This window comes from Citrobacter sp. S39, from assembly GCF_009495675.1.
GTDB lineage: Bacteria > Pseudomonadota > Gammaproteobacteria > Enterobacterales > Enterobacteriaceae > Citrobacter > Citrobacter freundii.
The window spans coordinates 373,870-397,138 of record NZ_CP045555.1 but is presented as its reverse complement, the minus strand read 5'-3'; the positions used below and the strand labels follow the sequence as shown (position 1 = coordinate 397,138).

At 53.4% G+C, this 23,269-nt stretch carries 23 protein-coding genes; 12 read left to right on the top strand and 11 right to left on the bottom strand.

Annotated elements, in window-relative coordinates; genetic code table 11:
* The 7 genes from GFB57_RS01800 to GFB57_RS01770 are packed head-to-tail and all read left to right on the top strand — an operon-like array spanning position 1 to position 6,721.
* On the top strand, positions 1 to 300 hold the full coding sequence (locus GFB57_RS01800) for a DUF4312 family protein (RefSeq protein ID WP_003025762.1): 300 nt from the start codon (positions 1 to 3) through the stop codon (positions 298 to 300).
* Between the two features lie 22 nt (positions 301 to 322).
* Positions 323 to 1,099: a DUF4311 domain-containing protein gene (locus GFB57_RS01795; RefSeq protein WP_003025764.1), complete on the top strand. Its 777-nt coding sequence runs from the start codon at positions 323 to 325 to the stop codon at positions 1,097 to 1,099.
* An 11-nt stretch (positions 1,100 to 1,110) separates the two neighbouring features.
* Positions 1,111 to 1,755: a DUF4310 family protein gene (locus tag GFB57_RS01790; protein ID WP_003830379.1), complete on the top strand. Its 645-nt coding sequence runs from the start codon at positions 1,111 to 1,113 to the stop codon at positions 1,753 to 1,755.
* A gap of 58 nt (positions 1,756 to 1,813) precedes the next feature.
* Positions 1,814 to 2,947: an amidohydrolase/deacetylase family metallohydrolase gene (locus tag GFB57_RS01785; protein WP_003025769.1), complete on the top strand. Its 1,134-nt coding sequence runs from the start codon at positions 1,814 to 1,816 to the stop codon at positions 2,945 to 2,947.
* On the top strand, positions 2,931 to 4,049 hold the full coding sequence (locus GFB57_RS01780; protein WP_003025770.1) for a DgaE family pyridoxal phosphate-dependent ammonia lyase: 1,119 nt from the start codon (positions 2,931 to 2,933) through the stop codon (positions 4,047 to 4,049). Before GFB57_RS01785 ends, GFB57_RS01780 begins: the two co-directional genes overlap by 17 nt.
* The gene (locus tag GFB57_RS01775; protein ID WP_003025772.1) at positions 4,046 to 4,786 is read left to right on the top strand and encodes a KDGP aldolase family protein; all 741 of its coding nucleotides are present in this window, start codon (positions 4,046 to 4,048) and stop codon (positions 4,784 to 4,786) included. Before GFB57_RS01780 ends, GFB57_RS01775 begins: the two co-directional genes overlap by 4 nt.
* 21 nt (positions 4,787 to 4,807) lie before the next feature.
* A complete protein-coding gene (locus GFB57_RS01770; RefSeq protein ID WP_003025776.1) occupies positions 4,808 to 6,721 on the top strand; it encodes a PRD domain-containing protein in 1,914 nt (637 codons plus the stop codon).
* A gap of 33 nt (positions 6,722 to 6,754) precedes the next feature.
* Here the strand turns inward: GFB57_RS01770 and nrdG are convergent, their stop codons facing one another.
* The 5 genes from nrdG to treR all read right to left on the bottom strand — a co-directional run bounded on the left by nrdG (position 6,755) and on the right by treR (position 14,175).
* A complete protein-coding gene (gene nrdG / locus GFB57_RS01765; protein WP_003025779.1) occupies positions 6,755 to 7,219 on the bottom strand; it encodes an anaerobic ribonucleoside-triphosphate reductase-activating protein in 465 nt (154 codons plus the stop codon).
* A gap of 184 nt (positions 7,220 to 7,403) precedes the next feature.
* A complete protein-coding gene (gene nrdD, locus GFB57_RS01760) occupies positions 7,404 to 9,542 on the bottom strand; it encodes an anaerobic ribonucleoside-triphosphate reductase (protein WP_003025782.1) in 2,139 nt (712 codons plus the stop codon).
* Between the two features lie 408 nt (positions 9,543 to 9,950).
* Positions 9,951 to 11,603: an alpha,alpha-phosphotrehalase gene (treC, locus tag GFB57_RS01755; protein WP_003025784.1), complete on the bottom strand. Its 1,653-nt coding sequence runs from the start codon at positions 11,601 to 11,603 to the stop codon at positions 9,951 to 9,953.
* Positions 11,604 to 11,652: 49 nt separating this feature from the next.
* On the bottom strand, positions 11,653 to 13,071 hold the full coding sequence (gene treB / locus GFB57_RS01750) for a PTS trehalose transporter subunit IIBC (RefSeq protein ID WP_003025786.1): 1,419 nt from the start codon (positions 13,069 to 13,071) through the stop codon (positions 11,653 to 11,655).
* Positions 13,072 to 13,227: 156 nt separating this feature from the next.
* Positions 13,228 to 14,175, bottom strand: a complete 948-nt coding sequence (gene treR / locus GFB57_RS01745) for a trehalose operon repressor TreR (protein ID WP_003025788.1) — start codon at positions 14,173 to 14,175, stop codon at positions 13,228 to 13,230.
* Positions 14,176 to 14,186: 11 nt separating this feature from the next.
* Between treR and mgtL the strand changes: the two genes are divergently transcribed.
* The 4 genes from mgtL to GFB57_RS01730 all read left to right on the top strand — a co-directional run bounded on the left by mgtL (position 14,187) and on the right by GFB57_RS01730 (position 18,580).
* On the top strand, positions 14,187 to 14,420 hold the full coding sequence (mgtL, locus tag GFB57_RS25850) for a mgtA regulatory leader peptide MgtL (RefSeq protein WP_099975506.1): 234 nt from the start codon (positions 14,187 to 14,189) through the stop codon (positions 14,418 to 14,420).
* Positions 14,421 to 14,564: 144 nt separating this feature from the next.
* Positions 14,565 to 17,273: a magnesium-translocating P-type ATPase gene (gene mgtA / locus GFB57_RS01740; RefSeq protein WP_003025791.1), complete on the top strand. Its 2,709-nt coding sequence runs from the start codon at positions 14,565 to 14,567 to the stop codon at positions 17,271 to 17,273.
* A gap of 223 nt (positions 17,274 to 17,496) precedes the next feature.
* A complete protein-coding gene (locus GFB57_RS01735; protein WP_226999266.1) occupies positions 17,497 to 18,171 on the top strand; it encodes a hypothetical protein in 675 nt (224 codons plus the stop codon).
* Complete coding sequence (locus tag GFB57_RS01730; protein ID WP_003025795.1) at positions 18,164 to 18,580, top strand: hypothetical protein; 417 nt, start codon at positions 18,164 to 18,166, stop codon at positions 18,578 to 18,580. Before GFB57_RS01735 ends, GFB57_RS01730 begins: the two co-directional genes overlap by 8 nt.
* A 414-nt stretch (positions 18,581 to 18,994) precedes the next feature.
* On the opposite strand, the gene ridA is transcribed toward GFB57_RS01730, so the two are convergent.
* The 4 genes from ridA to pyrL form a co-directional block, all read right to left on the bottom strand.
* On the bottom strand, positions 18,995 to 19,381 hold the full coding sequence (gene ridA, locus GFB57_RS01725; RefSeq protein ID WP_000047544.1) for a 2-iminobutanoate/2-iminopropanoate deaminase: 387 nt from the start codon (positions 19,379 to 19,381) through the stop codon (positions 18,995 to 18,997).
* 200 nt (positions 19,382 to 19,581) lie between these two features.
* Positions 19,582 to 20,043, bottom strand: coding sequence for an aspartate carbamoyltransferase regulatory subunit (pyrI, locus tag GFB57_RS01720; protein ID WP_003025816.1), 462 nt, complete (start codon positions 20,041 to 20,043; stop codon positions 19,582 to 19,584).
* A gap of 13 nt (positions 20,044 to 20,056) precedes the next feature.
* The gene (gene pyrB, locus GFB57_RS01715; protein WP_003025818.1) at positions 20,057 to 20,992 is read right to left on the bottom strand and encodes an aspartate carbamoyltransferase; all 936 of its coding nucleotides are present in this window, start codon (positions 20,990 to 20,992) and stop codon (positions 20,057 to 20,059) included.
* A 36-nt stretch (positions 20,993 to 21,028) separates the two neighbouring features.
* Positions 21,029 to 21,130 (bottom strand): pyr operon leader peptide, encoded by a 102-nt coding sequence (gene pyrL, locus GFB57_RS01710; protein WP_003025819.1) that lies wholly within the window; start codon positions 21,128 to 21,130, stop codon positions 21,029 to 21,031.
* Between pyrL and GFB57_RS01705 the strand changes: the two genes are divergently transcribed.
* Positions 21,110 to 21,232 (top strand): hypothetical protein, encoded by a 123-nt coding sequence (locus GFB57_RS01705; protein ID WP_085951582.1) that lies wholly within the window; start codon positions 21,110 to 21,112, stop codon positions 21,230 to 21,232. The two genes, pyrL and GFB57_RS01705, sit on opposite strands and share 21 nt — an antisense overlap.
* On the opposite strand, the gene GFB57_RS01700 is transcribed toward GFB57_RS01705, so the two are convergent.
* Together GFB57_RS01700 and GFB57_RS01695 are read right to left on the bottom strand one after the other, a co-directional pair.
* Positions 21,229 to 21,708, bottom strand: a complete 480-nt coding sequence (locus tag GFB57_RS01700; protein ID WP_003025822.1) for an arginine repressor — start codon at positions 21,706 to 21,708, stop codon at positions 21,229 to 21,231. The genes GFB57_RS01705 and GFB57_RS01700 overlap by 4 nt on opposite strands.
* Before the next feature lie 144 nt (positions 21,709 to 21,852).
* Positions 21,853 to 23,256: a YfcC family protein gene (locus tag GFB57_RS01695; RefSeq protein WP_003025824.1), complete on the bottom strand. Its 1,404-nt coding sequence runs from the start codon at positions 23,254 to 23,256 to the stop codon at positions 21,853 to 21,855.
* Between the last annotated feature and the right edge of the window lie 13 nt (positions 23,257 to 23,269).

The following is a 23,269-nucleotide window of genomic DNA, read 5'->3' as shown; positions in this document are numbered from 1 at the left end:
ATGAAAGAGCAATTCACCACCACGGTGAGAGTCACGGGTAAGGGCGAGACCAAAGCTCGCGCCTTTGCCGATGCCCTGAACCACGTTCAGGCTGCGGTGATGAAAGCGTCGCCGCATATCTTACTGCGTATTGAGCCACAGGATGTGCAGGTTGTTCAAGCGCGTGAATCGGTGCGTAAAGAGGCGTTTTTATTCCTCTTTTTGCGCCGGGAAAGACGCACTTTCAGCGTGGAGCTGGACGTGACCGTCAACGTGACTGCCATCAATCTCGACAAGGTGGATTTCGTTACGCAACGCTGATTTTCTATTAAAAGGCATAATTATGTTCCTGATAATATTAATAAAATCGCTCATCATCGGCGCGTTGGTTGGCGTTGGTGTCGGCGCTGGGGCTGCACGCATGTTTCATGCGCCTACCACTCAAGGGATGGGCGCGTTTCGTACTCTTGGAGAACTGAATTCCTGCGAAGGGGATCCGGCTTCTCACTTCTCGTTCGGCCTGGGCTTCTTCTTTAACGCCTGGGCTTCCTCCGTTGCGGCGGGGGCGTTCACTCAGGACGTCGACCATCGCATCATCCCCAACTGGGGCGCCGCCGCGCTGATGATTAAAAATCGCAACGTCGGTGAAACACTGCACGATCCTAAGCGCATGGCAATTGCCTGCGGCGTTATCGGGATGATCGTGGTGACCTTCCTGAACCTCACTGCGTCATCCGTACCGGAAGCGCTGCAGGTTACCGCCGTCAAGGTGCTGGTGCCCGCGGCTAACCTGCTGGTTAACACCGTGATGCCGGTGATCTTCTGGCTGGCGGCGATCGACGCCGGTAAGAAATCCGGCTTCTGGGCCACCGTTTTTGGCGGCGCGGCGCAGCTGATCATGGGCAACGCCGTTCCGGGGCTGGTGCTCGGCATTCTGATCGGCAAAGGTGTTGAAGAAAGCGGCTGGAACCACGTCACGAAAGTGATGATGGTAGCTATCGTCGCGCTGTTTGTTCTGAGCGGCTTCTTCCGCGGTTTCGATATGAAGATGATCGAATCCTTCCATCTGACCGTGCCTAACTGGCTCGAACTTATCCACAACTCGCTCAGCGGCAAATAACGGAGGTCATCATGGAACAGAATAAAGGTTTTTGGTTCGCTGACTGGTCGTTCCCGATCTTCGTGGGCCTGCTCTCATCCGGCGTATTTGCCGGAACGCACATGTACTACCTGTACGGTATTGGCGCATTTAACGAAGTGGCTTTTGTGGCGATGCTGAAAGCTGGAATGGATACCGGCTCCTATGGGGCGGTGGCGGCATTTGGCGCAAGTTTCCTGTTTGCCCGCATCATTGAAGGTTCGCTGGTGGGGATTCTGGATATCGGCGGGGCGATTCAGACCGGGGTTGGGTTAGGCGTTCCGGCGCTGCTACTGGGCGCGGGCATTATCTTCCCGGTCGCCAACTTTGCCGCCTCGCTGGTCACCGGTCTGGTGATTGGTCTGGCGATTGGCTACATCATCATTCTGGCGCGTAAGTTCACCATCAACCAGAGCGACTCAACCTACGGTGCGGACGTCATGATGGGGGCCGGTAACGCCTCCGGCCGCTTCCTCGGACCGTTGATTATCCTCAGCGCGATGACGGCTTCTATTCCTATCGGAATCGGTTCTCTGGCGGGTGCGCTGCTGTTTTATCTGTGGCAAAAACCGATTACCGGCGGGGCGATCCTTGGGGCAATGATCCTCGGGTCCATCTTCCCGATTGCCATTAGCTAACTGTTGATTTGCAGGCCGGATAAGGCGGTTACGCCGCCATCCGGCATAGGAGAGAGCGATGTTTGATTTACTCCTGCGCCGTGCGCGCCTCGTTGACGATACGGTGAGTGATATTGCGCTCAAAGACGGCAAGATCGCGGCGTTGGGCGACGTTGATGGCCCGGCGCTGAAAACCATTGAGCTGGGCGGCGAGTGCTACGTCAGCGCAGGCTGGATTGACTCCCACGTTCATTGCTACCCGAAATCCCCGATTTACCACGACCAGCCGGATAGCGTCGGTATTGCGACCGGCGTCACTACCGTGGTGGATGCGGGCAGTACCGGGGCGGATGACATCGACGATTTTTACACCCTGACCCGGGAAGCTGCCACCGAGGTGTATGCGTTGCTGAATATCTCCCGCGTTGGGCTTATCGCCCAGAACGAGCTGGCCAACATGGCCAATATTGACGCTGATGCGGTGCGAGAGGCGGTGAAACGCCACCCTGATTTTATCGTCGGTCTGAAGGCACGCATGAGTAGCAGCGTAGTCGGTGAAAATGGCATCACGCCGCTGGATCGCGCCAAAGCGATGCAAAAAGAGAGCGGCGACCTGCCGCTGATGGTGCACATCGGCAACAACCCGCCGGACCTGGATGAGATCGCCGAGCGCCTGAGCGCGGGTGACATCATTACCCACTGCTACAACGGTAAGCCGAACCGCATTCTGACGCCGCAAGGCGAGCTGCGGGCGTCAGTGACGCGGGCGATTTCACGCGGCGTGCGTCTGGACGTTGGGCATGGCACCGCCAGCCTGAGCTTTGCGGTGGCAAAACGCGCTATTGAACTGGGGATTTTGCCACACACCATCAGTTCCGATATTTACTGTCGCAACCGTATCAGCGGCCCGGTGCATTCTCTGGCGAATGTGATGTCGAAATTTCTCGCCATTGGGATGTCGCTTCCGCAGGTCATTGAGTGCGTTACCGCCAATGCTGCCGACGGCCTGCGCCTGAAACAGAAGGGGCGACTGCAGGTCGGTCTGGATGCTGATTTAACCCTCTTTACGCTTAAGCGCCAGCCAACCGTGCTGGTAGATGCAGAAAACGACAGCCTGCAGGCTGAACAACTGCTGGTGCCGCTTGCCGCAATACGTGCGGGCAAGGGCTATATGACCGAACAAGGGAGCGCGGAACATGCCTTCGATTTTTGAGAAATACGATTTAAAACAGGTGATTAATACCTCCGGCCGCATGACGGCGCTTGGCGTTTCCACGCCGCGACCAGAAGTGGTTGAAGCGGCGATGGCGGGGATGAACCACTATTTCGAGATGAAAGATCTTGTCAATAAAACCGGCGACTACATCGCGAAATTGCTGGAAGTGGAAGGGGCAACCGTTGTCTCTTGCGCCTCGGCGGGGATCGCCCTGTCGGTGGCTGGCGTATTGGTTAAAGACAGCGACTGGCTGCTGGAGAACCTGCACGTCACGCCCATCGAGAACAACGAAATCGTGCTGCCCAGAGGCCACAACGTCAACTTTGGCGCTCCGGTGGGTACCATGGTGGCGCTTGGCGGCGGTAAGTTAGTGGAAGCCGGTTATGCCAACGAATGTTCCGCGGCGCAGCTGGCTGCGGCCATTACACCGCGTACGGCGGCCATTCTGTATATCAAATCTCACCACTGCGTCCAGAAAAGTATGCTCAGCGTGGAGCAGGCTGCGGTGGTGGCGCGTACGCATAACCTGCCGCTGATCGTGGACGCGGCGGCGGAAGAAGATTTGCAATGCTACTACCGGGTTGGCGCAGATCTGGTTATTTATAGCGGCGCGAAGGCGATTGAAGGACCAACCAGCGGTCTGGTGATAGGTAAAACCCAGTACGTTGAGTGGGTGAAACGCCAGACGGCGGGAATTGGCCGGGCGATGAAGGTGGGGAAAGAGGGAATTCTTGGCCTAACCTGCGCCATCGAACTGTATCTGAACGCGCAGAAAGAGAGTGGCGCGGAGATGGTCGAGAAAATGACGCCGTTCATTAATGCGTTGAACCAGCTTAACGGCGTGAGCGCGCGCGTGGTGTGGGATAGCGCAGGGCGCGACATCGCACGCACGGAAATTAAGTTTGATGAAGCGGTAACCGGGATCGCCACGGGCGAACTGGTTGAAGCCCTGAAACAAGGCGAGTACGCGATTTACTTCCGTGGTTACAAAGCTAACGAAGGCATTATCGAAGCCGATGTGCGCAGCGTCGATCGTGCGCAGCTGGAGATTGTGGCCCGTCGAATTGGTGAAGTGATTTCGCAGGAGAAAGAAGTATGAAACTGACCCCTAACTTTTATCGCGACCGCGTCTGCCTGAACGTGCTGGCAGGCTCCAAAGAAAATGCGCGGGATATTTACGCGGCGGCGGAAGGACACGTGCTGGTTGGTGTGTTGTCAAAAAATTACCCGGATGTCGCAAGCGCAGTAGCGGATATGCGTGAATACGCAGCGCTTATCGACAATGCGCTCTCCGTGGGATTGGGGGCAGGCGACCCAAACCAGTCGGCGATGGTCAGTGAAATTTCCCGTCAGGTACAGCCGCAGCATGTTAATCAGGTCTTTACCGGTGTGGCCACCAGTCGCGCGCTGCTGGGCCAGCAGGATACAGTAGTCAACGGTCTGGTCTCGCCAACCGGCATGCCGGGCAGGGTGAAAATCTCCACCGGTCCGCTGAGCAGCCAGACGCCGGACGGTATTGTGCCGGTAGAAACCGCGATTGCGTTGCTCAAAGATATGGGCGGTAGCTCGATTAAATACTTCCCGATGGGCGGCCTGAAATGCCGTGAAGAGTACATTGCCGTAGCGCAGGCATGCGCCCGTCATGACTTCTGGCTGGAGCCAACCGGCGGTATCGACCTGGATAATTTCACTGAAATCCTGCAGATTGCCCTCGATGCCGGAGTGAGTAAAATCATTCCTCACATCTATAGTTCGATTATTGATAAGGTGAGTGGTAACACTCGTCCGGATGACGTACGCCAGCTGATGGCGATGACCCGGGCCTGCGTAGGCTAACTGACTGATGAGGAAACTGACGTGCGATTCCCCAACCAACGTTTAGCACAGCTGTTTGACATGTTGCAAAACGAAGCGCTTCCACAGGACGAGCTGGCGCAGCGGTTGTCGGTTTCCACACGCACCGTACGGGCGGATATCACTGCGCTAAACGCGCTGCTCACCCAGTACGGCGCACAGTTTGTCCTCAGCCGGGGTAACGGTTATCAGCTCAAAATTGACGATCCGGCTAGTTATAACACCCTGCAAACGCAGCAGCCCAACGCGTTGCTACGCATCCCTCGAACCAGCCAGGAACGGATACACTGGCTGGTGGTGCGTTTTCTGACGTCGGCTTTCTCGCTAAAGCTGGAAGATTTGGCTGATGAATGGTTTATCAGCCGCGCGACGCTGCAAAACGATATGGCTGAGGTGCGCGAGCATCTGCAACGTTATCATCTGACGCTGGAAACGCGTCCCCGCCACGGCATGAAACTGTTCGGCAGTGAAATGGCGATTCGCGCCTGTTTGACCGATCTGCTGTGGACGCTGGCACAGCAGGATCCGCAGCACCCATTAGTGATGCAGGAGGCGCTTAATGCCGGGATCCCTGAGCAGCTACAGCCCGTTTTGCAGGATATTTTCACTCGTTTTCATATTCGTCTGACCGATGAGGGCGAGCTGTTTTTACGCTTGTACTGCGCGGTGGCGGTACGGCGGATTAGCGAAGGGTATCCACTCCCGGATTTTGCCGCAGAAGAGGCCGATCAATCGGTGTGCCTGGCCACGCGGGAAATCGCGGCGGTATTGCACCGCCTGGCAGACAAACCGCTTTCCGTTTCTGAAGAAAACTGGCTACAGGTGCATATTGCTGCTCGCCAGGTACAAGAGATCGCGCCCAGTGCTATCAATGCGGATGATGACGAAGCATTGGTCAATTACATCCTGCGTTTTATCAACACCCAGTACAACTACAACCTGTTGAATGACAAACAGTTACATGCTGACCTGCTGACGCATATTAAGACGATGATCACCCGGGTGCGTTACCAGATAATGATCCCCAATCCGCTGCTGGAAAATATTAAACAGCACTACCCCATGGCGTGGGACATGACGCTGGCCGCCGTCTCGGGATGGGGAAAATATACGCCGTACACCATCAGTGAAAATGAGATCGGCTTCCTCGTGCTGCATATTGGCGTCGGGCTGGAGCGTAGTTACAACATCGGTTACCAGAGACAGCCGAAGGTTCTGCTGGTATGCGATGCCGGAAATGCGATGGCGCGGATGATTGAAGCGGTGCTGGCGCGTAAGTATCCGCAGATAGAGATCGTCGATACCGTCACGCTGCGTGACTACGAACAGCGGGAAAGCATTAGCGAAGATTTTGTTATCTCTACCGCGCGGATCGGTGAAAAAGATAAGCCCGTAGCGATGATTGCGCCGTTTCCGACCGATTATCAACTCGAGCAAATTGGCAAACTGGTGCTGGTGGATAGAACCCGCCCGTGGATGTTGAACAAATTCTTCGATGCCGCCCATTTTCGTGTAATTGACGAGCCAATGGATCAACAAACGTTGTTCAAAACCTTATGCCGTCAGTTGCAGGATGAAGGTTTTGTCGACTCGGAGTTCCTTGATTCAGTGGTTGAGCGTGAGGCCATCGTCAGCACCATGCTGGGTGACCGCATTGCCCTGCCGCACGCCCTCGGTCTGCTGGCCAAGAAAACGGTGGTCTACACTATCCTCGCCCCGCAGGGTATTGCCTGGGGCGATGAAACCGCGCACGTGATCTTCTTGCTCGCCATTAGTAAAAGCGAGTACGAAGAAGCGATGGCGATCTACGATATTTTCGTCACCTTCCTGCGTGAACGCGCTATGACGCGGCTCTGCGCATGCCGGAATTTCACCGAGTTCAAAACGGTCGCCATGGAGTGTGTCAGTCGTTTTTGAGAGGCAGAAAACAGAATATTAACCGCCTGGAGATCAACGCAAATGATGCACAACCTGGTTGCTGCTGCCGCGCCAGATTAGCGCCGGGTCTTTAAGATCCTGCACGTATTTGCCATCGACCAGTACGTTGATGAGATCGACCACCTGCATTTGCGCGGCGTTGAGTTCATCGAGCTTGTAGCCGGTCCACACCCAGATATCTTTGCCGGGGCACTCAGCGCGAACGCGCTGCACTAGTTGCAGGATTTCCGGCACGTTTTGCGGATGTAGCGGATCGCCACCGGAGAGCGAGATCCCCTGACGCTTGATTCGCGTATCGTTCAGTTCGGCAATGATCTTGTCTTCCATCTCTTTGGTAAATGGCTCGCCGGAATTGAGCCGCCAGGTGCTTTTGTTATAGCAACCGGGACATTCATGCACGCACCCGGACACAAACAGCGTGCAGCGGGTGCCGGGGCCGTTAACGATGTCGACGGGATAATATTGGTGAAAGTTCATTTTCGCTTCTCATCCGCTTATCAATTCGCGCCATAGCTGCGTTAGCTGCATTCGTGCGCCCGAGTCACTTACTTATGTAAGCTCCCCGGGACCCACTCATTTGCTGCCTTGCTATGACGTGAATTGCGTTGCGGAAAAAATGGCCCGAAAAGCATCGCATTGCCGGGCAATAATACTGTCGAAATTAACCTATCTGCCCATTACCCAAATGCTTAACGCGGCGCTTCACTTCTTCCTGCTTACCGGCGTTAAACGGACGGGCGTCCGGGCTGCCTAAATAACCGCAGACGCGGCGGGTGACCGACACGCGCGCGGCGTCGTGGTTACCACATTTCGGGCAGGTAAAGCCTTTGCTGGTGCACTCGAACTCACCGGTAAAGCCGCACTCGTAGCATTCATCAATTGGCGTGTTGGTCCCGTAATACGGCACGTGCTGATAGCTGTAATCCCAGACGTCTTCCAGTGCTTTCAGGTTGTGCTGAATATTCGGGTATTCGCCGTAGCAAATGAAGCCTCCGTTCGCCAGCGGCGGGTATGGCGCTTCGAAATCGATCTTGTCGTACGGGTTAACCTTTTTCTCCACGTCGAGGTGGAAGCTGTTGGTGTAGTAACCTTTATCGGTCACGCCTGGCACCACACCAAACTCGGCGGTATCCAGACGGCAGAAACGATCGCACAGGTTTTCGCTCGGCGTACTGTACAGGCTGAAGCCGTAGCCGGTCTCGTCTTTCCACTGATCGACTGCCTGACGCAGGCGTTCGACAATGGCGATAGCTTTGGCGCGAAGCTGCTCGCTGTCGTACAGATGTTTGTCACCAAACAGTGCGTTAATGGTTTCGTGAATGCCGATGTAACCCAGCGAGATAGACGCGCGGCCATTTTTAAAGATTTCTGACACGTCATCGTCCGCTTTCAGACGCACGCCGCAGGCACCTTCCATATACAGGATTGGCGCCACGCGGGCTTTCACGCCTTCCAGACGCGCAATGCGGGTCATCAGCGCTTTACGTGCCAGCACCAGTCGATCGTCGAGCAGTTTCCAGAAGGTGGCTTCATCGCCGTGGGCTTCCAGCGCGATACGCGGCAGGTTGAGGCTGATAACGCCGAGGTTGTTACGCCCGTCGTGAATCTGTTCGCCGTTCTCGTTTTCCCACACGCCGAGGAAGCTGCGACAGCCCATCGGCGTTTTGAACGAACCGGTCACTTTCACTACCTGATCGTAGTTCAGGATGTCCGGATACATACGCTTGCTTGCGCACTCCAGCGCCAGTTGTTTGATGTCGTAGTTCGGATCGCCAAACTTGTGGTTCAGGCCGTCGCGAATGGCGAACACCAGTTTCGGGAACACGGCGGTTTTACGATTTTTACCGAGGCCCGCAATGCGATTACGCAGAATGGACTGCTGGATCAAACGTGATTCCCAACTGGTTCCCAGGCCAAAACCGAAGGTGACGAACGGCGTCTGACCGTTAGCGGTATGCAGGGTATTCACTTCATACTCGAGGGACTGGAATGCGTCGTAGCACTCTTTCTCGGTACGGGAATGCGCATAGCCGTCGGCATCCGGGATCTGCCACTCTTCAGCGGTTTTGCGATGCTTGTTAAAGCTCTCGGTCACGAATGGTGCGAGAACTTCGTCAATACGGTTAATGGTGGTACCGCCATAAATATGGCTGGCAACCTGCGCGATAATTTGCGCGGTGACGGCCGTCGCGGTGGAGATGGATTTTGGCGGCTCAATCTCCGCGTTACCCATCTTAAAGCCCTGCGTCAGCATGCCTTTCAGGTCGATCAGCATGCAGTTAAACATTGGGAAGAACGGAGAGTAGTCGAGATCGTGATAGTGAATATCACCACGCTCGTGCGCCTGGACGACATCACGCGGCAGCAGGTGCTGACGCGCATAGTGTTTGGCGACGATACCGGCCAGCAGGTCACGCTGGGTCGGGATCACTTTGCTGTCTTTGTTGGCGTTTTCGTTCAGCAGAGCAGAGTTGGTTTGCTCAACCAGACCACGAATTTCCTGGTTCAGACGGCCACGCTTTTCACGCTGTATATCACGGTCGTGGCGATATTCGATGTACGCACGGGCGAGTTGTTTGTACGGACCAGACATCAGCTGGTTTTCTACCGCTGTCTGGATCTCGTTGATATCGACCTGGCTGCGCTCATTCATCTGGCTACTAACGACTTCTGCGACGGTGGCACAGTAATCTGCGTCATCGACTCCCGCTGCTTTAGCTGCACGCAGAATGGCTTCTTTGATGCGCTCTGATTTAAACGGCACTTTACAGCCATCTCGTTTCATCACATGCGGTGTCATGATCACTCCATATTTATAAGAACAGGTTATCCACAGAGGTTGGGGAAGCGGCCATGGCTTTATTCATCTCTATTGCCAATGACTTCCCGCAATCCTGACCCACTTTATCCACAATTTCACCGTAAAGCGGTGCACTGTAGTTGTAGCAATTGTAGTCGATTAATACAACATATTGGGTCGGCGTGCATTTTAAGTTCTATATGTAGTGATTTGCATCAAGGATGTTTACGGTTTATTTGATGTAGCGCAAAGTAAAAATCGGAGCGTACAGATGACGGGCAGTACAGCGATTGTAAATTATGGGCAGAAAATTCTGATTAATTATTCAACAAAAACAGTAGGGTAAGCTAAGCGTATGTAGCAACGCCCGGTAGCGCTATGCGTACCGGGCTTGAACATAATTGCAAGCTATTTTTGTACCCACCAGACGGCCTCAAAAGGACGTAGTGTCATGTCCCCAGGTTGGCTGGCGACCTCGGCATAGTTGTGCATCAGCACCTGCCAGTTTCCATCGGCTTGGGCTGGTTGCCAGTTCTGGAAGGTATCGCTCAGATTAGCAATGACCAGCAGCCGCTGCCCTTGCCACTCGCGTTGGTAACACCACAGATGTGGGCTGTCCGGTAACAGATCCTGATAGTCGCCCCAGGTAATAACTGGCTCCGCTTTGCGCAATGCGATCAGTTTCTGATAGGTGTAGAACACCGAGTCGGTATCGTTCAGTGCTGCAACCACGTTGATCTCCGCCGCGTTGTCACACAGATTGATCCATGGCTCGCCCTCGGTAAAGCCCGCGTGTTGGCTGGCATCCCACTGCATCGGCGTGCGGCTGTTATCGCGGGATTTACTGGCGAGGATCGCCAGCAGTTCGTCGGCATCCCGCCCCTGACCGTTCAGTTCGGCAAACATGTTATGGCTTTCCACATCGCGATAATCGGTAATCTGGCTGAAGTGCGGGTTGGTCATGCCGATCTCTTCACCCTGGTAGATATAGGGCGTGCCCTGCATGCCATGCAGCACCATCGCCAGCATTTTGGCCGACGGAATGCGGTATTTACCTTCATCGCCAAAACGCGACACGATGCGCGGCTGATCGTGGTTACACCAGAACAGCGCGTTCCAGGCCTGATTGTGCATGCCTTGCTGCCAGTGACGGAACAGGGTTTTCAGCGCGACATAATCGGGTTTGGCTAACGTCCACTTCTCACCGTTGGGGTAATCCACTTTCAGGTGGTGAAAGTTAAAGGTCATCGACAGTTCGCTGCCATCGAGCGCGGCGTACTGCTGGCAATTTTCCAGTGTGGTGGAAGACATCTCGCCCACCGTCATCAGGCCGCGTGGCGTGAAGACGTCGCGGTTCATCTCGCGTAAAAACGCATGCGCGCGCGGGCCGTCGGTATAAAAACGCCGCCCATCGCCGTCGGGATCGTGCGGGAAGTCCTGATCTTTAGAGATAAGATTCACCACGTCGAGGCGTAATCCGTCCACGCCGCGATCGGCCCAGAACTCACAGACTTTTTTTAGCTCGGCGCGTACCGCCGGATTTTCCCAGTTCAGATCGGCCTGCTCCGGAGCAAAGAGGTGCAGATAGTACTGCTCGCTTTCGGCGTGCCAGCCCCAGGCGTTACCGCCAAATTTGGAACGCCAGTTATTCGGCGGGCTGTCTGGCGTGCCGTCACGCCAGAGATAAAACTGACGATACGGGCTGTCTTTATCCAGCGCTTCACGAAACCAGGCATGCTGGGTTGAGGTGTGGTTAAACACCATATCGAGAATAATACGGATGCCGCGCGTTTTCGCCTGCGCCACCAGCTCGTCAAAATCTTCCAGCGTACCGTAGGCCGGATCGACAGACAGGTAATCTGCGACGTCGTAACCGTTATCAACCTGCGGCGAAATATAGAATGGCGTCAGCCAGATGGCATCGACTCCCAGTTTTTGCAGATAGTCGAGGCGCTGCGTCACGCCGCGTAAATCGCCGGTGCCGCTGCCGGTAGTGTCCTGAAAACTCTTGGGGTAAACCTGATAGATAACGCCGTTTTGCCACCAGTGGGGAATATTCATGGTTGTTTCCTGGAAATACGCTGGGGCGCAACTGCGCCCCGAAGAAAAGTTAGATAATTTGTAATGTGCCCAGACGGTATTTACGCTGGTAAACAAATGAGGTCAGTATCATTGGGATAACAATCGCAATGACCATCGCCATGCCAAATACCTGCCAATAAGTCGGCTGGATGGAGAGGATGCCCGGCAAACCGCCGACGCCAATCCCGTTTGCCAGCACACCGTTCAGGCCGCACAGCAGTCCGGCGAGACCGGAGCCGATCATCGCGCACAGCATCGGGAAGCGGTATTTCAGGTTGATCCCGTACATTGCTGGTTCAGTTACTCCAAGATAAGCAGAGATCGCGGCAGGAACGGAGATTTCACGTTCGTTGTGCTTGCGACTGGAGATAATGATCCCGACCACCGCAGAAGCCTGAGCGATATTCGACAGTGCGATCAGTGGCCATACCGGCGTGCCGCCCATGCTCTGAATCATCTGCATGTCGATAGCCAGCGTGGTCTGATGCACACCGGTGATCACCAGCGGGGCGTACAGGAAGCCGAACAGGGCCGCGCCAATCGGAGCAAAACTGCCGGTCAGCAGATGGCGGACCGCAAACGCGACACCGTCGCCGATCATGCGACCAAACGGACCGATGAAGGCGTGCGCGAGGAACACCGCAATGATCAGCGAGCACACCGGGACGATCACCAGATACAGATAATCCGGCACGATGCGCTTCATGCGTGTTTCAATAAACCCGAGCGCCAGACCAGCCAGCAATGCCGGAATGACCTGCGCCTGGTAGCCCACTTTCTCAATGCTGAACAGGCCGAAGTTCCACACTTCCGGTACCTGCTGACCGAGCAAATAAGCGTTCATTAACTGCGGTGAAACCAGGGTTACGCCCAGCACAATACCGAGGATCGGCGTACCGCCCATTTTCTTCACCGCCGACCAGCAGATCCCGACCGGCAAATAGAAGAAGATCGCCTCGCCAATCAGCCACAGGAAGTCGTAAAGGGTTTTCAGTGAAGGATGCATCTGCGCCAGCGTCTGGCCATTGCTCATCGGCAGATCGCCGATCACGTTACGGAAACCTAAGATCAAGCCGCCGCTAATCAGCGCGGGCAGCAGCGGGAAGAAGATCTCCGCAAAATGAGAAATCAGCTGTTCATGCCATTTCATATTCTGCCGCGCCGCTTTTTTCGCCTGCTCTTTGTCGGCGCTGGCTTGTCCGGTAGTCGCCAGCAGTGCTTTGTAGTAATCACCTACCTCGGTGCCAATCACCACCTGAAATTGCCCGGCGTTGGTGAAGCAGCCTTTGACCATCGGCAACTGTTCGATCTCTTTCGGCCTGGCGTTCGCAGGCTGATTCAGCACAAAACGCAGGCGAGTAATGCAGTGACTTACCGTGGCGATATTGTCGCGTCCGCCTACCAGCTCAATCAGCCGGTCGATGTCTGCTTGTTTTATTTTGCTCATGATGACGTGTGTTCCCCGTAGGCCGGATAAGACGCGTTAGGTCGCCATCCGGCAACTCTCGCGTTGTTGGCGCCAGAGTATATCGTCGATGAATATTTAAAAATGGGAACGTTCCCGAAACGCAGCGAAGATCACAAATTAACGCTCAGAAAGCGGTCAGGAGAGGGTGGAAGGAATAACGATTTGTCGTGGTTCGCTGCGGCCGTTGATCTGCTCGATCAGCTGCGAGGCCGCTTGTCGCCCGGCTTCGGCGTATCCTGGGTCGACGGTGATAATTTCCGGATGGAGGAATTTCATCAGCGGCGTGCTGCCCACGCTCGCCAACTGCAGGTTCTCAATTCGCTGCTCCTGCAGGTATTTGCTGACCCCAAGGGCGAGGGTGTCCGTCGCGCAGACTAGTGCGGTTGTTTCCGGGGTGATGACACTGGCGGCCTGCTCATAGCCCTGCTTCATGGCCAGACCCGGCAGCGCGGCAACCGGATGCAGTTTGTGTTTCTTACAGAATGCCAGATAAGCTTCATGGCGGCGCTTACCGGTGGTCACGTCGCTATGAGGAACGCCAAGAAAGCTAATATGGCGATGCTCGCGTTCATATAAACGCTGCATCAGGGTGCGAATGGCACCCTCATCGTCATAGCAGACCGAGGCAAAGCCTTTGGCATCGCGTGCCAGCAGCACCAGCGAATCCTGCCAGGTGGTGAGCATGGATTCAGTAATGCCGGTAAAACCAAACAGCACCACGCCGTCAATATTACGGCGTCTGAGCATGCCGAGATGTTCTTCAACCAGTTCGGGTGAGAACTGGCTTTCCATCATGATCGGATCGTAACCCTGTTCATAAAAGGCGGGCAGCATGGTCTGCACGGCGAGATTTTCCGAAAGTGAGTCCAGACGCGTGACGATAATCGCCACTACCTTGTCGCTTTGCCCACGCATGGCGCGTGCGGAGCGAGAAGGGGAAAAACCGTGCTGATTCATCACCGCTTCAACGCGCTCGCGGGTGCGTTCACTCACGCCGCTTTCATTGTTGAGCACACGGGAAACGGTTGATTTTCCCACACCGCTTAAGCGGGCGATGTCTTTAATGGTCAGCCGATTTTGCATCCTGTTTTCCCATGTTGCGTGTGAAGTTATGCCAAATAGAGAATAACTTTACTCAAGCGCAGTGCAATGGGCAAAGTCTGGTATACATTTGGTTTAGTTTCCGTGCTGTATCATACCGCCATAATTGCCACAAACCTTATGGTTTTCTGCGTATAATCCGCAGCGCAAATCTTTCACTTACCGGAGGCTATATGGATCCCGATCCCACCCCTCTCCCGAGACGGAGAAACAACCCTTTCCGGTAAGCCTGTCTTTCACTGTCTTACCGGATGCGTAAGACAGTGACGTTCTGACGTCCCTGTTACGATTTTGAGATTGCCATCAGGCAAGGCTTTGCCACGCCTGAAGGATTTACTGCGCCTGTTTATACTGGTGCAGGGGGACTGCCTATGTTCAAAAATATTACTCGCCAGCTATTTGCCCGGCTAAACCGCCATCTACCGCATCGTCTGGTGCATCGCGATCCGCTACCCAATGCGCAAACCGTTGCCAGCACGCCGATCCCACCCTCGCTGAGCGAACATTGCCTGAAAATGGCGCTGATGGACGAAGCCGCGCTGTGGAAAACGTTCGGCGCGCACCCAGAAGGGTTGAACGCCGCAGAAGTCGAGAACGCTCGCGAAATCCATGGCGAAAACCAGTTGCCGGCGCAGAAGCCGTCGCCCTGGTGGGTGCATCTGTGGGTCTGCTACCGCAACCCGTTTAATATTCTGCTGACTATCCTTGGTGCGATTTCCTATGCCACCGAGGATCTGTTCGCTGCTGGCGTCATCGCGCTGATGGTCGCCATCTCGACGCTGCTGAATTTTGTGCAGGAGGCGCGTTCCACCAAAGCGGCGGATGCGTTGAAAGCGATGGTCAGCAACACCGCCACGGTGCTGCGCGTTATCAACGAGAAAGGGGAGAACGGTTGGATTGAACTGCCAATCGATCAGTTGGTTCCTGGCGATATTATCAAACTGGCGGCAGGGGATATGATCCCGGCCGATCTGCGCGTGGTACAGGCTCGTGACCTGTTTGTGGCTCAGGCTTCGCTGACCGGTGAATCGCTGCCGGTAGAGAAAGTTGCAACCAGCCGCGACCCGCAGCAAAGCAACCCGCTGGAATGCGATACCCTGTGCTTTATGGGCACCAATGTGGTGAGCGGCACGGCGCAGGCCATCGTGATTGCGACCGGGGCCAATACCTGGTTCGGGCAACTGGCGGGCCGCGTCAGCGAGCAGGAAAGCGAGCAGAATGCCTTCCAGAAAGGGATCAGCCGCGTCAGCATGCTGCTGATCCGCTTTATGCTGGTGATGGCACCCATCGTGCTTATCATCAATGGCTACACCAAAGGTGACTGGTGGGAAGCGGCGCTGTTTGCCCTGTCTGTGGCGGTGGGACTGACTCCAGAAATGCTGCCGATGATCGTCACCTCGACGCTGGCGCGTGGGGCGGTGAAGCTGTCAAAACAAAAGGTTATCGTTAAACACCTCGACGCTATCCAGAACTTTGGCGCGATGGATATTCTGTGCACCGATAAAACCGGCACTCTGACACAAGATAAAATAGTGCTGGAGAATCATACTGATATATCTGGAAAGCCCAGCGAACACGTCCTGCATTCTGCGTGGCTGAACAGCCACTACCAGACCGGGCTGAAGAATCTGCTGGATACGGCAGTGCTGGAAGGCGTGGACGAAGAATCCGCCCGTCGGCTCTCTACCCGCTGGCAAAAAATCGATGAGATCCCGTTTGATTTCGAACGTCGCCGCATGTCGGTGGTGGTGGCAGAAGAAACCGATGTGCACCAGTTGGTCTGTAAAGGCGCGCTGCAGGAGATCCTCAGCGTGTGTACCCAGGTGCGTCACAACGGCGAGATAGTCCCGTTAGATGACAACATGCTGCGTCGGGTGAAACGCGTCACGGACACGCTGAACCGCCAGGGGCTGCGCGTGGTGGCGGTGGCGACGAAATACCTGCCAGCGCGTGAAGGTGATTACCAGCGTATTGATGAATCCGATCTGATCCTCGAAGGCTATATCGCGTTTCTCGATCCGCCGAAAGAGACCACCGCACCGGCGCTTAAAGCGCTGAAAGCCAGCGGTATTACGGTGAAAATTCTGACGGGCGATAGCGAGCTGGTGGCGGCAAAAGTGTGCCATGAAGTGGGGCTGGATGCGGGCGATGTGGTTATCGGTAGTAGCATTGAGGGGTTAAGTGACGACGAGCTGGCAACGCTTGCTCAGCGCACCACGCTGTTTGCTCGCCTGACTCCAATGCACAAGGAGCGTATTGTCACACTGCTCAAGCGCGAAGGTCATGTGGTCGGCTTTATGGGGGATGGCATTAACGACGCTCCGGCGCTGCGCGCGGCGGACATTGGTATCTCCGTTGACGGCGCGGTTGATATTGCACGTGAAGCGGCTGATATCATCCTGCTGGAAAAGAGCCTGATGGTGCTGGAAGAAGGGGTAATCGAAGGACGCCGTACCTTCTCTAACATGCTGAAGTACATCAAAATGACGGCCAGTTCTAACTTCGGTAATGTGTTTAGCGTGCTGGTGGCGAGCGCCTTCTTGCCGTTCCTGCCGATGTTGCCGCTGCACTTACTGATTCAGAACCTGCTGTACGATGTATCCCAGGTGGCGATTCCGTTTGATAACGTTGATGAAGAGCAGATCAAAAAGCCGCAGCGCTGGAATCCCGCCGAGTTGGGCCGCTTTATGATCTTCTTTGGACCGATCAGCTCGATCTTTGACATTCTGACTTTCTGCCTGATGTGGTTCGTCTTCCATGCCAATACGCCTGAACATCAGACATTGTTCCAGTCTGGCTGGTTCGTGGTGGGCCTGCTGTCGCAAACGCTGATTGTGCATATGATCCGTACCCGTCGCGTGCCGTTCATCCAAAGCCGCGCCGCATGGCCGCTGATGCTGATGACGCTGGTGGTAATGGTGGTGGGCATTGCATTACCGTTCTCGCCGCTGGCCAGCTATCTGCAATTGCAGGCGCTGCCGCTGAGCTACTTCCCGTGGCTGATTGCGATTCTGGCGGGTTACATGACATTAACCCAGCTTGTGAAAGGTTTTTATAGCCGCCGCTACGGCTGGCAGTAATCTTTTTATTTCTCTGCCGGATGGCGTTCACGAAGCCATTCGGCATTTCTGGATCTGCATAAAAACCATCTCCTATGGAGGTGGTCAGCAACAGGTTTTGGTTTTGCCTGTTCAATTCTTCTAAATTTATTCTGAATTATGGAATTGCTAATGCCCTTCAACAGAAGAGGGTACATTGTAAATGTTAACATCAGAGTATGTTAATTATTTACAGGGAATGATTATGTCAAATTATATATTGGGAAAAGAAGATCCTGAATATATTATAGATGCTGGGAGTGGTGAATGGTGTGGTGCTGGTCACTTTTCTGAACAATTATATCACTATAAATGTTACTTAGAGCAATTGGTCGAGGGTAGCTTTTATTTAAAATATCGTTATCCCGTTGCTCGGGACCATTTATTACATTATCTGCAAAACACTGGTGAAGATGTACATATTAATTTATTCGACCTGATGAGCAAATCAAATCAGTTAAGAGATAATTATGTAAGTGAGTTGAATGAGGCGAAAGTATTTTGTCGAAATTTATCACCAGGGCAGCATTTTTTTACTTCTGAGTCTGTTAGTACAGATGATTTTATTTCCAGCGATCCAGATCTTTTTTATGCTATTGGTGGATATCAATATTGGGGCAAAGGACAGGTATTAATTACTGAAGATAAGTATAAAAATACGATGAGCAATGGTAGTAGATTATGTAGTTATGATTTGACATTTCAGTTTAAGTTTTTTGACAGGTATAACTGGAATGTTACTGTCGCAAATTCTGAGGTTCGTTTAGGTAGTGTTATTCCGGTTAGTGATGATTTCATGGGCAGATTTCATCAGGAATGCCTTGCCAGAGAGTACAATATTTTTGGTACCATTGAATCAGAGGTGAAATGGCATGACTGAGCATCGATGCTCTTTGTTTCTGGGAAGAATTCTCAGTGTTGCTACATTCTGCGCTTTTCTCTATATGATTTATGTTGTTTTGGCTTGTTGGGCTCCCATACGTGAAAGCTATCAACTTCTGGTTGTGCAATGGTGCCGTAATGATGATACCAGTATCCATTATGCGGAAAATATCTCGTGGCATGGCTTATATGTTTACCTGGAAAAATCGGCTGGAAACATTATATTAAGAGAAGTAAATACTCCAATTGATAACTCCTTTCAGCCTTACAGGTATATTTACAACATAATCGGTCATGAGCATGAGCTGCGTTTGGCCAGTGAGAAGTGGGGAGCGATTGAGTGTCAGGCAGGAAATAAAGCTATTATTGGTTCATCCGGTTATCTCTTTTTATGGGGGCCGAACTGATGAAGTTTGCTTTACAACGATGCAGAATAAAAATTATCATGTTAATTGGTATTTTGTTGATTTGCATTTTTTTAATCGATTCAGTCGGTCGTTATAATAAGCTTGTTAGCTTCAAAATTTATAATGGCGTGATATATACTTTAGAGAAGATAGATGATGATAGTATCTACGTTCTCAAGGCTAATGTTTATAGCTCAAAAGCTAATTGGCTATTAGGTCGAGTTTGTTTTTCAAAAAATATAGATTCACAGAAAAAAAGAACAATGAAATTGTATCACTGGAATTTTAAAAAAATTGAGAATAAATCAGTTAGCGTAACGAACAAGGGCAGAGAGCTGAGTTTTCCAGTTAGAGATTGCTTGTGAAAAAACAACGCGTAAGGAACCCTGCCAGAGCAGGGCTCTCTAATAAGACTTAGCGACGAACGGCGATCGCTTCAATCTCGATTTTCACGTCTTTCGGCAGACGGGCAACTTCTACGCAAGAACGCGCCGGGAAGGTCGCGTTGTGCTCGGTGAAGAATGCTTCGTAGGTCGCGTTTACGGTGGCGAAATCGTTCAGGTCTTTAACGAAAACGGTCGTTTTTACGATGTCGCCCACTTTCAGGCCTGCTGCTTCAACGATAGCTTTTACGTTTTCCAGCGACTGACGTGCCTGAGCGGATACGTCTTCCGCTACGGCACCGGTTTTCGGATCGACCGGGATCTGACCGGAAGTGATTACCATGCTACCCAGGTCAACGCCCTGAACGTATGGGCCGATTGCTGCTGGTGCATTTTCCGTCGCGATAGTCTTGCTCATGATTTCTCCTGAATTTACAGCGGTAGTAGAATGTTCCCGCCCATTATACACGTCATCCTTCACACTGCCTCTTCGTTGGCTACGTCCTCTTACCCTGGTCACATAGTTTACTATGCTCCCAGTGATAATCGGACTTGCCGCCTCGATGCATTGCGAATGCTTATGTGTAACGGGAGCCGGGATCTCATAACCAACCCCAATTAGTTGGCCAGCACCACATAATGCGAAAACTCTTTTTCACAGTATTTGCATTTGAGTGCGATGTCATCGGCACGTTTTTTCACTGCAAAACTGGAAGAAACCGGCTCAGCATGACTGATGCAGTTGCTGTTCGGGCAAACCAGCACGTTATCGATACGCTCAGGCAGGCTCGGACGTGATTTACCCACTACGTCGTAATCGTCAATGCGGTTTACCGTTGCCTGCGGGGCGTACAGGGAGAGCTGGTTTACCTGCTCGTCGGTCAGGAACGTGTTTTCGATTTTAATCAGATCCTTACGGCCCATCTCGCCAGACGGCAGGTTCAGACCGATGGTGATACGTTGGTCGGTTTCCGTCAGTTTGAACAGCGTCAGCAGCTTAAAACCAACCTGTGCGGGAATGTGGTCAATCACGGTGCCACGTTTGATGGCTTCAACCTGCAGTTTGTTATCGTGTGTCATCTCTTTTTCTCCCTTACAGTGCCAGTTCGCTATTCAGTACCAGTGCCAGTAACGCCTGGCGGGCGAAGATGCCGTTGCCAGCCTGCTGGAAATACCAGGCGTGCGGCGTCTTATCGACGTCGGTGGTGATTTCATCGATGCGCGGCAGCGGATGTAGCACCTTCATGTTTGCTCTGGCGCCGTTCAAATCGCTGGCGCGCAGGACAAACTGTGCTTTCACGTTGGCGTATTCGGACGGGTCCAGACGCTCTTTTTGTACGCGGGTCATGTAGAGGATATCGACCTCCGCCATCACCTCTTCGATAGTGCCGTGCAGGCTCCAGGCGATACCTTTTTCGTTCAACATATCCAGAATGTATTGCGGCATGGCCAGTGCGTCCGGGGCGATGAAGTAGAAACGGTTACCTTCGAACTTCGCCAGCGCCTGGGTCAGGGAGTGGACGGTACGGCCATATTTCAGGTCACCCACCATGGCGATGTGCAGATTGTCCAGGCGACCCTGCGTTTCCTGAATGGTAAACAGGTCCAGCAGCGTTTGGGTGGGATGTTGGTTGGAGCCGTCGCCTGCGTTCAGTACCGGAACGTTACCGGAGAACTCCGTAGCCAGACGTGCGGCGCCTTCCTGCGGATGACGCATGACGATGGCGTCGACATAGGTGCTGATGACGGAAATGGTATCGGCCAGGGTTTCGCCTTTTTTGCCCAGCGACGTGTTGCTGCTGTCAGAAAAACCCACCACGCTGGCGCCCAGGCGGTGCATGGAGGTTTCAAAGGATAAACGGGTGCGGGTTGACGCTTCAAAGAAGCAACTGGCGATAACCTTATGCTTTAACAGCTCCGGCTGTGGGTTAGCTTTTAATTTCGCCGCCGTCGCGAGGACCAGATTGAGGTCATCGCGGCTGAGGTCGTTTATGGAAATGATGTGTTTTTGATAGAGCGGGTTAGCCATGTTTATCTCCTGACGCCTGGGCAAAAAAAAAGCCCCTCAATTGAGGGGCTCGGAATGGGTGATCAACGGAAAGAAAAACGGCAGGCCAGCGTCCTTTTTCAGACGCGGTAAGACAAAATGTCGTACACACTGAACCATACATCCTCCCGGCAAATTGTCCGCGATTATACTCAGCTCCGTTATGGGATCAAGCGGAAAATGCACAATTTATTCACCGCAAACGGTTCTTATGAATTTTAATTCATTTTAAATAGATAGTTAATCTGCTTGTGCACCAGCCCCGTTCGCTGCACAACTCGCGGTGCAACCCAGACAATACTGCTGCCAGCGATGACACCCAGAATCTCTGGTAACGCGTGGTAATCGAGGATTCTGGCAACGGCACGGCCATAACCTGCTGCCGTGTGGATGAGGATAAATTCGCTATTGTGCTCAACGCTGACCACCATTTCAGCAATCGATCGGGCAGCATCAGGAGCGGGGCGCGACTGCGGATTTACAGAATAAATTTTTTGCCCTTTTATATTTCTTATTTTTATAGCCCCGAGCAGTTTCAGCAGACGGGATACCGTTGACTGGCTAATTCCGGTAAAACCATGGTGCTGGAGATCGCGGCGAAGCGCTTCCTGAGAAAGGTAGCTTTTTTCGCTAATCAGGCGCTGACAAATCGCCAATTGTTTCTGCTCTTTGGTCGAGTAATCATCGAATTCCTTCATAAATACACCCTAAGTTTATCATTTGTATCAATGTGATGGCGAAATTCACCACATTTGCAGTATCAATAACGGCTCAAACGGGCGGTTGCGCAGAAAAACGAGAGTGCGCTCAAAAAAGCCGTCGGGATCCGACGGCTAAAAGGGCTACAACATAGCGCCGATACTCAGGACGGCCATGTTCAGTAACGTCAAAATGAGCAGGAGCGGGGCGACCCATTTCAGGTAGCGCACGTAAGGAACACGGGCGATGGCTAACCCACCCATCACGACGGCTGAGGTGGGTGTAATCAGATTCACAATGCCGGAAGCGGATTGATACGCGGTGACGACCAGATCCCTGGGGACATGCGCGAAGTCGGCCAGCGGGGCCATAATGGGCATCGTGAGCACCGCCAGGCCAGACGAGGAAGGGACCAGGAAGGAGAGCAATACTTCCAGCCAGTAGGTTACATTGATGAAAATGGTGGTGGACAGACCGGAGACTAAATTTTCGGCGCTGTGCAAAATAGTGTGGGTGATCATGCCGTTGTCCATCACCACCACGATACCGCGTGCAATGCCGATAATCAGCGCCACGCCAAGCAGATCCCGCGCACCGTCAATGAAGGTACTGGTGAAGGCTTCTTCACTCATGCGGGCAATCACGCCGACGATAATGGCAGAACCCAGAAAGACTGCGGATATTTCTGCCATCCACCATCCGAGTACTGCGACGCCATAAATCATTACCGCAAAGGCGGCGGCGAATATCAGCAGGATCCACTTACGCGTGGCTGTGAATTCAAGATTGGTATTGCCGCGATTGCCGAGAAAATGCGCACGGTTTTCCTCCATTTTATCCGCCACAATCGACAACTCCGGGTGATTGCGGACTTTGCGCGCATAACGCATGACCCACACCACACAGATAACATAGCCGACGACCAGCAGCAGAATGCGCATCAGCATTCCCTGGGTGAAGGGGATCCCGGCGGCGTTAGCCGCGATAACCGTTGCGAAAGGGTTGATTGTCGAGCCGAGTGTGCCAATGCCCGCGCCGAGCAGAACGGTGGCGGCGGCAACCAACGGATCAAAGCGTGCGGCCATCATGACCGGAACCAGCAATGTGTAGAATGGGAGTGATTCCTCCGCCATCCCGTAAATCGTACCTCCGGCGGCGAAAAGCCCCATTAGAATGGGGATCATCCACTCCTCTTTACCGTTCAACCTGACCGTCACGCGCTCGATACCTGCGTCGATGGCGCCTGTTTTGTTTACTACGCCGAGAAACCCACCAATAATCAGGACAAACAACGCCACATCAATTGCGCCTGCGGTATAGGTTTCGTGGTTGTAAAGACCGTCAATCGGGGCCAGCAGTACAGCGGTAAAACCTTGCGGGTGCGCCTCTGTGGGGGCATAAGTACCGGCAACTGGCACTTCTTTGCCCAGAGTAGCATTCATCGCCATCTGGTATTTCCCTGCCGGGACTATCCAGGTCATAACCGCGACGAGTGCAATGAGAATAAACAGGATGGTATATGCGCTGGGAAATTTGAATTTGCCCATGATGTTCTCCGGA

Coding starts and splice junctions, on each gene's coding strand:
- mgtA (WP_003025791.1), top strand. CDS start 14,565: ATGTTCAAAAATATTACTCGCCAGCTATTTGCCCGGCTAAACCGCCAT.
- nrdD (WP_003025782.1), bottom strand. CDS start 9,542: ATGACACCGCATGTGATGAAACGAGATGGCTGTAAAGTGCCGTTTAAA.
- treB (WP_003025786.1), bottom strand. CDS start 13,071: ATGAGCAAAATAAAACAAGCAGACATCGACCGGCTGATTGAGCTGGTA.
- GFB57_RS01695 (WP_003025824.1), bottom strand. CDS start 23,256: ATGGGCAAATTCAAATTTCCCAGCGCATATACCATCCTGTTTATTCTC.
- GFB57_RS01785 (WP_003025769.1), top strand. CDS start 1,814: ATGTTTGATTTACTCCTGCGCCGTGCGCGCCTCGTTGACGATACGGTG.
- GFB57_RS01800 (WP_003025762.1), top strand. CDS start 1: ATGAAAGAGCAATTCACCACCACGGTGAGAGTCACGGGTAAGGGCGAG.
- GFB57_RS01780 (WP_003025770.1), top strand. CDS start 2,931: ATGCCTTCGATTTTTGAGAAATACGATTTAAAACAGGTGATTAATACC.
- GFB57_RS01775 (WP_003025772.1), top strand. CDS start 4,046: ATGAAACTGACCCCTAACTTTTATCGCGACCGCGTCTGCCTGAACGTG.
- pyrB (WP_003025818.1), bottom strand. CDS start 20,992: ATGGCTAACCCGCTCTATCAAAAACACATCATTTCCATAAACGACCTC.
- GFB57_RS01735 (WP_226999266.1), top strand. CDS start 17,497: ATGTCAAATTATATATTGGGAAAAGAAGATCCTGAATATATTATAGAT.
- treC (WP_003025784.1), bottom strand. CDS start 11,603: ATGAATATTCCCCACTGGTGGCAAAACGGCGTTATCTATCAGGTTTAC.
- pyrL (WP_003025819.1), bottom strand. CDS start 21,130: ATGGTTCAGTGTGTACGACATTTTGTCTTACCGCGTCTGAAAAAGGAC.
- GFB57_RS01730 (WP_003025795.1), top strand. CDS start 18,164: ATGACTGAGCATCGATGCTCTTTGTTTCTGGGAAGAATTCTCAGTGTT.
- mgtL (WP_099975506.1), top strand. CDS start 14,187: ATGTTGCGTGTGAAGTTATGCCAAATAGAGAATAACTTTACTCAAGCG.
- GFB57_RS01795 (WP_003025764.1), top strand. CDS start 323: ATGTTCCTGATAATATTAATAAAATCGCTCATCATCGGCGCGTTGGTT.
- treR (WP_003025788.1), bottom strand. CDS start 14,175: ATGCAAAATCGGCTGACCATTAAAGACATCGCCCGCTTAAGCGGTGTG.
- ridA (WP_000047544.1), bottom strand. CDS start 19,381: ATGAGCAAGACTATCGCGACGGAAAATGCACCAGCAGCAATCGGCCCA.
- GFB57_RS01705 (WP_085951582.1), top strand. CDS start 21,110: ATGTCGTACACACTGAACCATACATCCTCCCGGCAAATTGTCCGCGAT.
- pyrI (WP_003025816.1), bottom strand. CDS start 20,043: ATGACACACGATAACAAACTGCAGGTTGAAGCCATCAAACGTGGCACC.
- GFB57_RS01700 (WP_003025822.1), bottom strand. CDS start 21,708: ATGAAGGAATTCGATGATTACTCGACCAAAGAGCAGAAACAATTGGCG.
- GFB57_RS01790 (WP_003830379.1), top strand. CDS start 1,111: ATGGAACAGAATAAAGGTTTTTGGTTCGCTGACTGGTCGTTCCCGATC.
- nrdG (WP_003025779.1), bottom strand. CDS start 7,219: ATGAACTTTCACCAATATTATCCCGTCGACATCGTTAACGGCCCCGGC.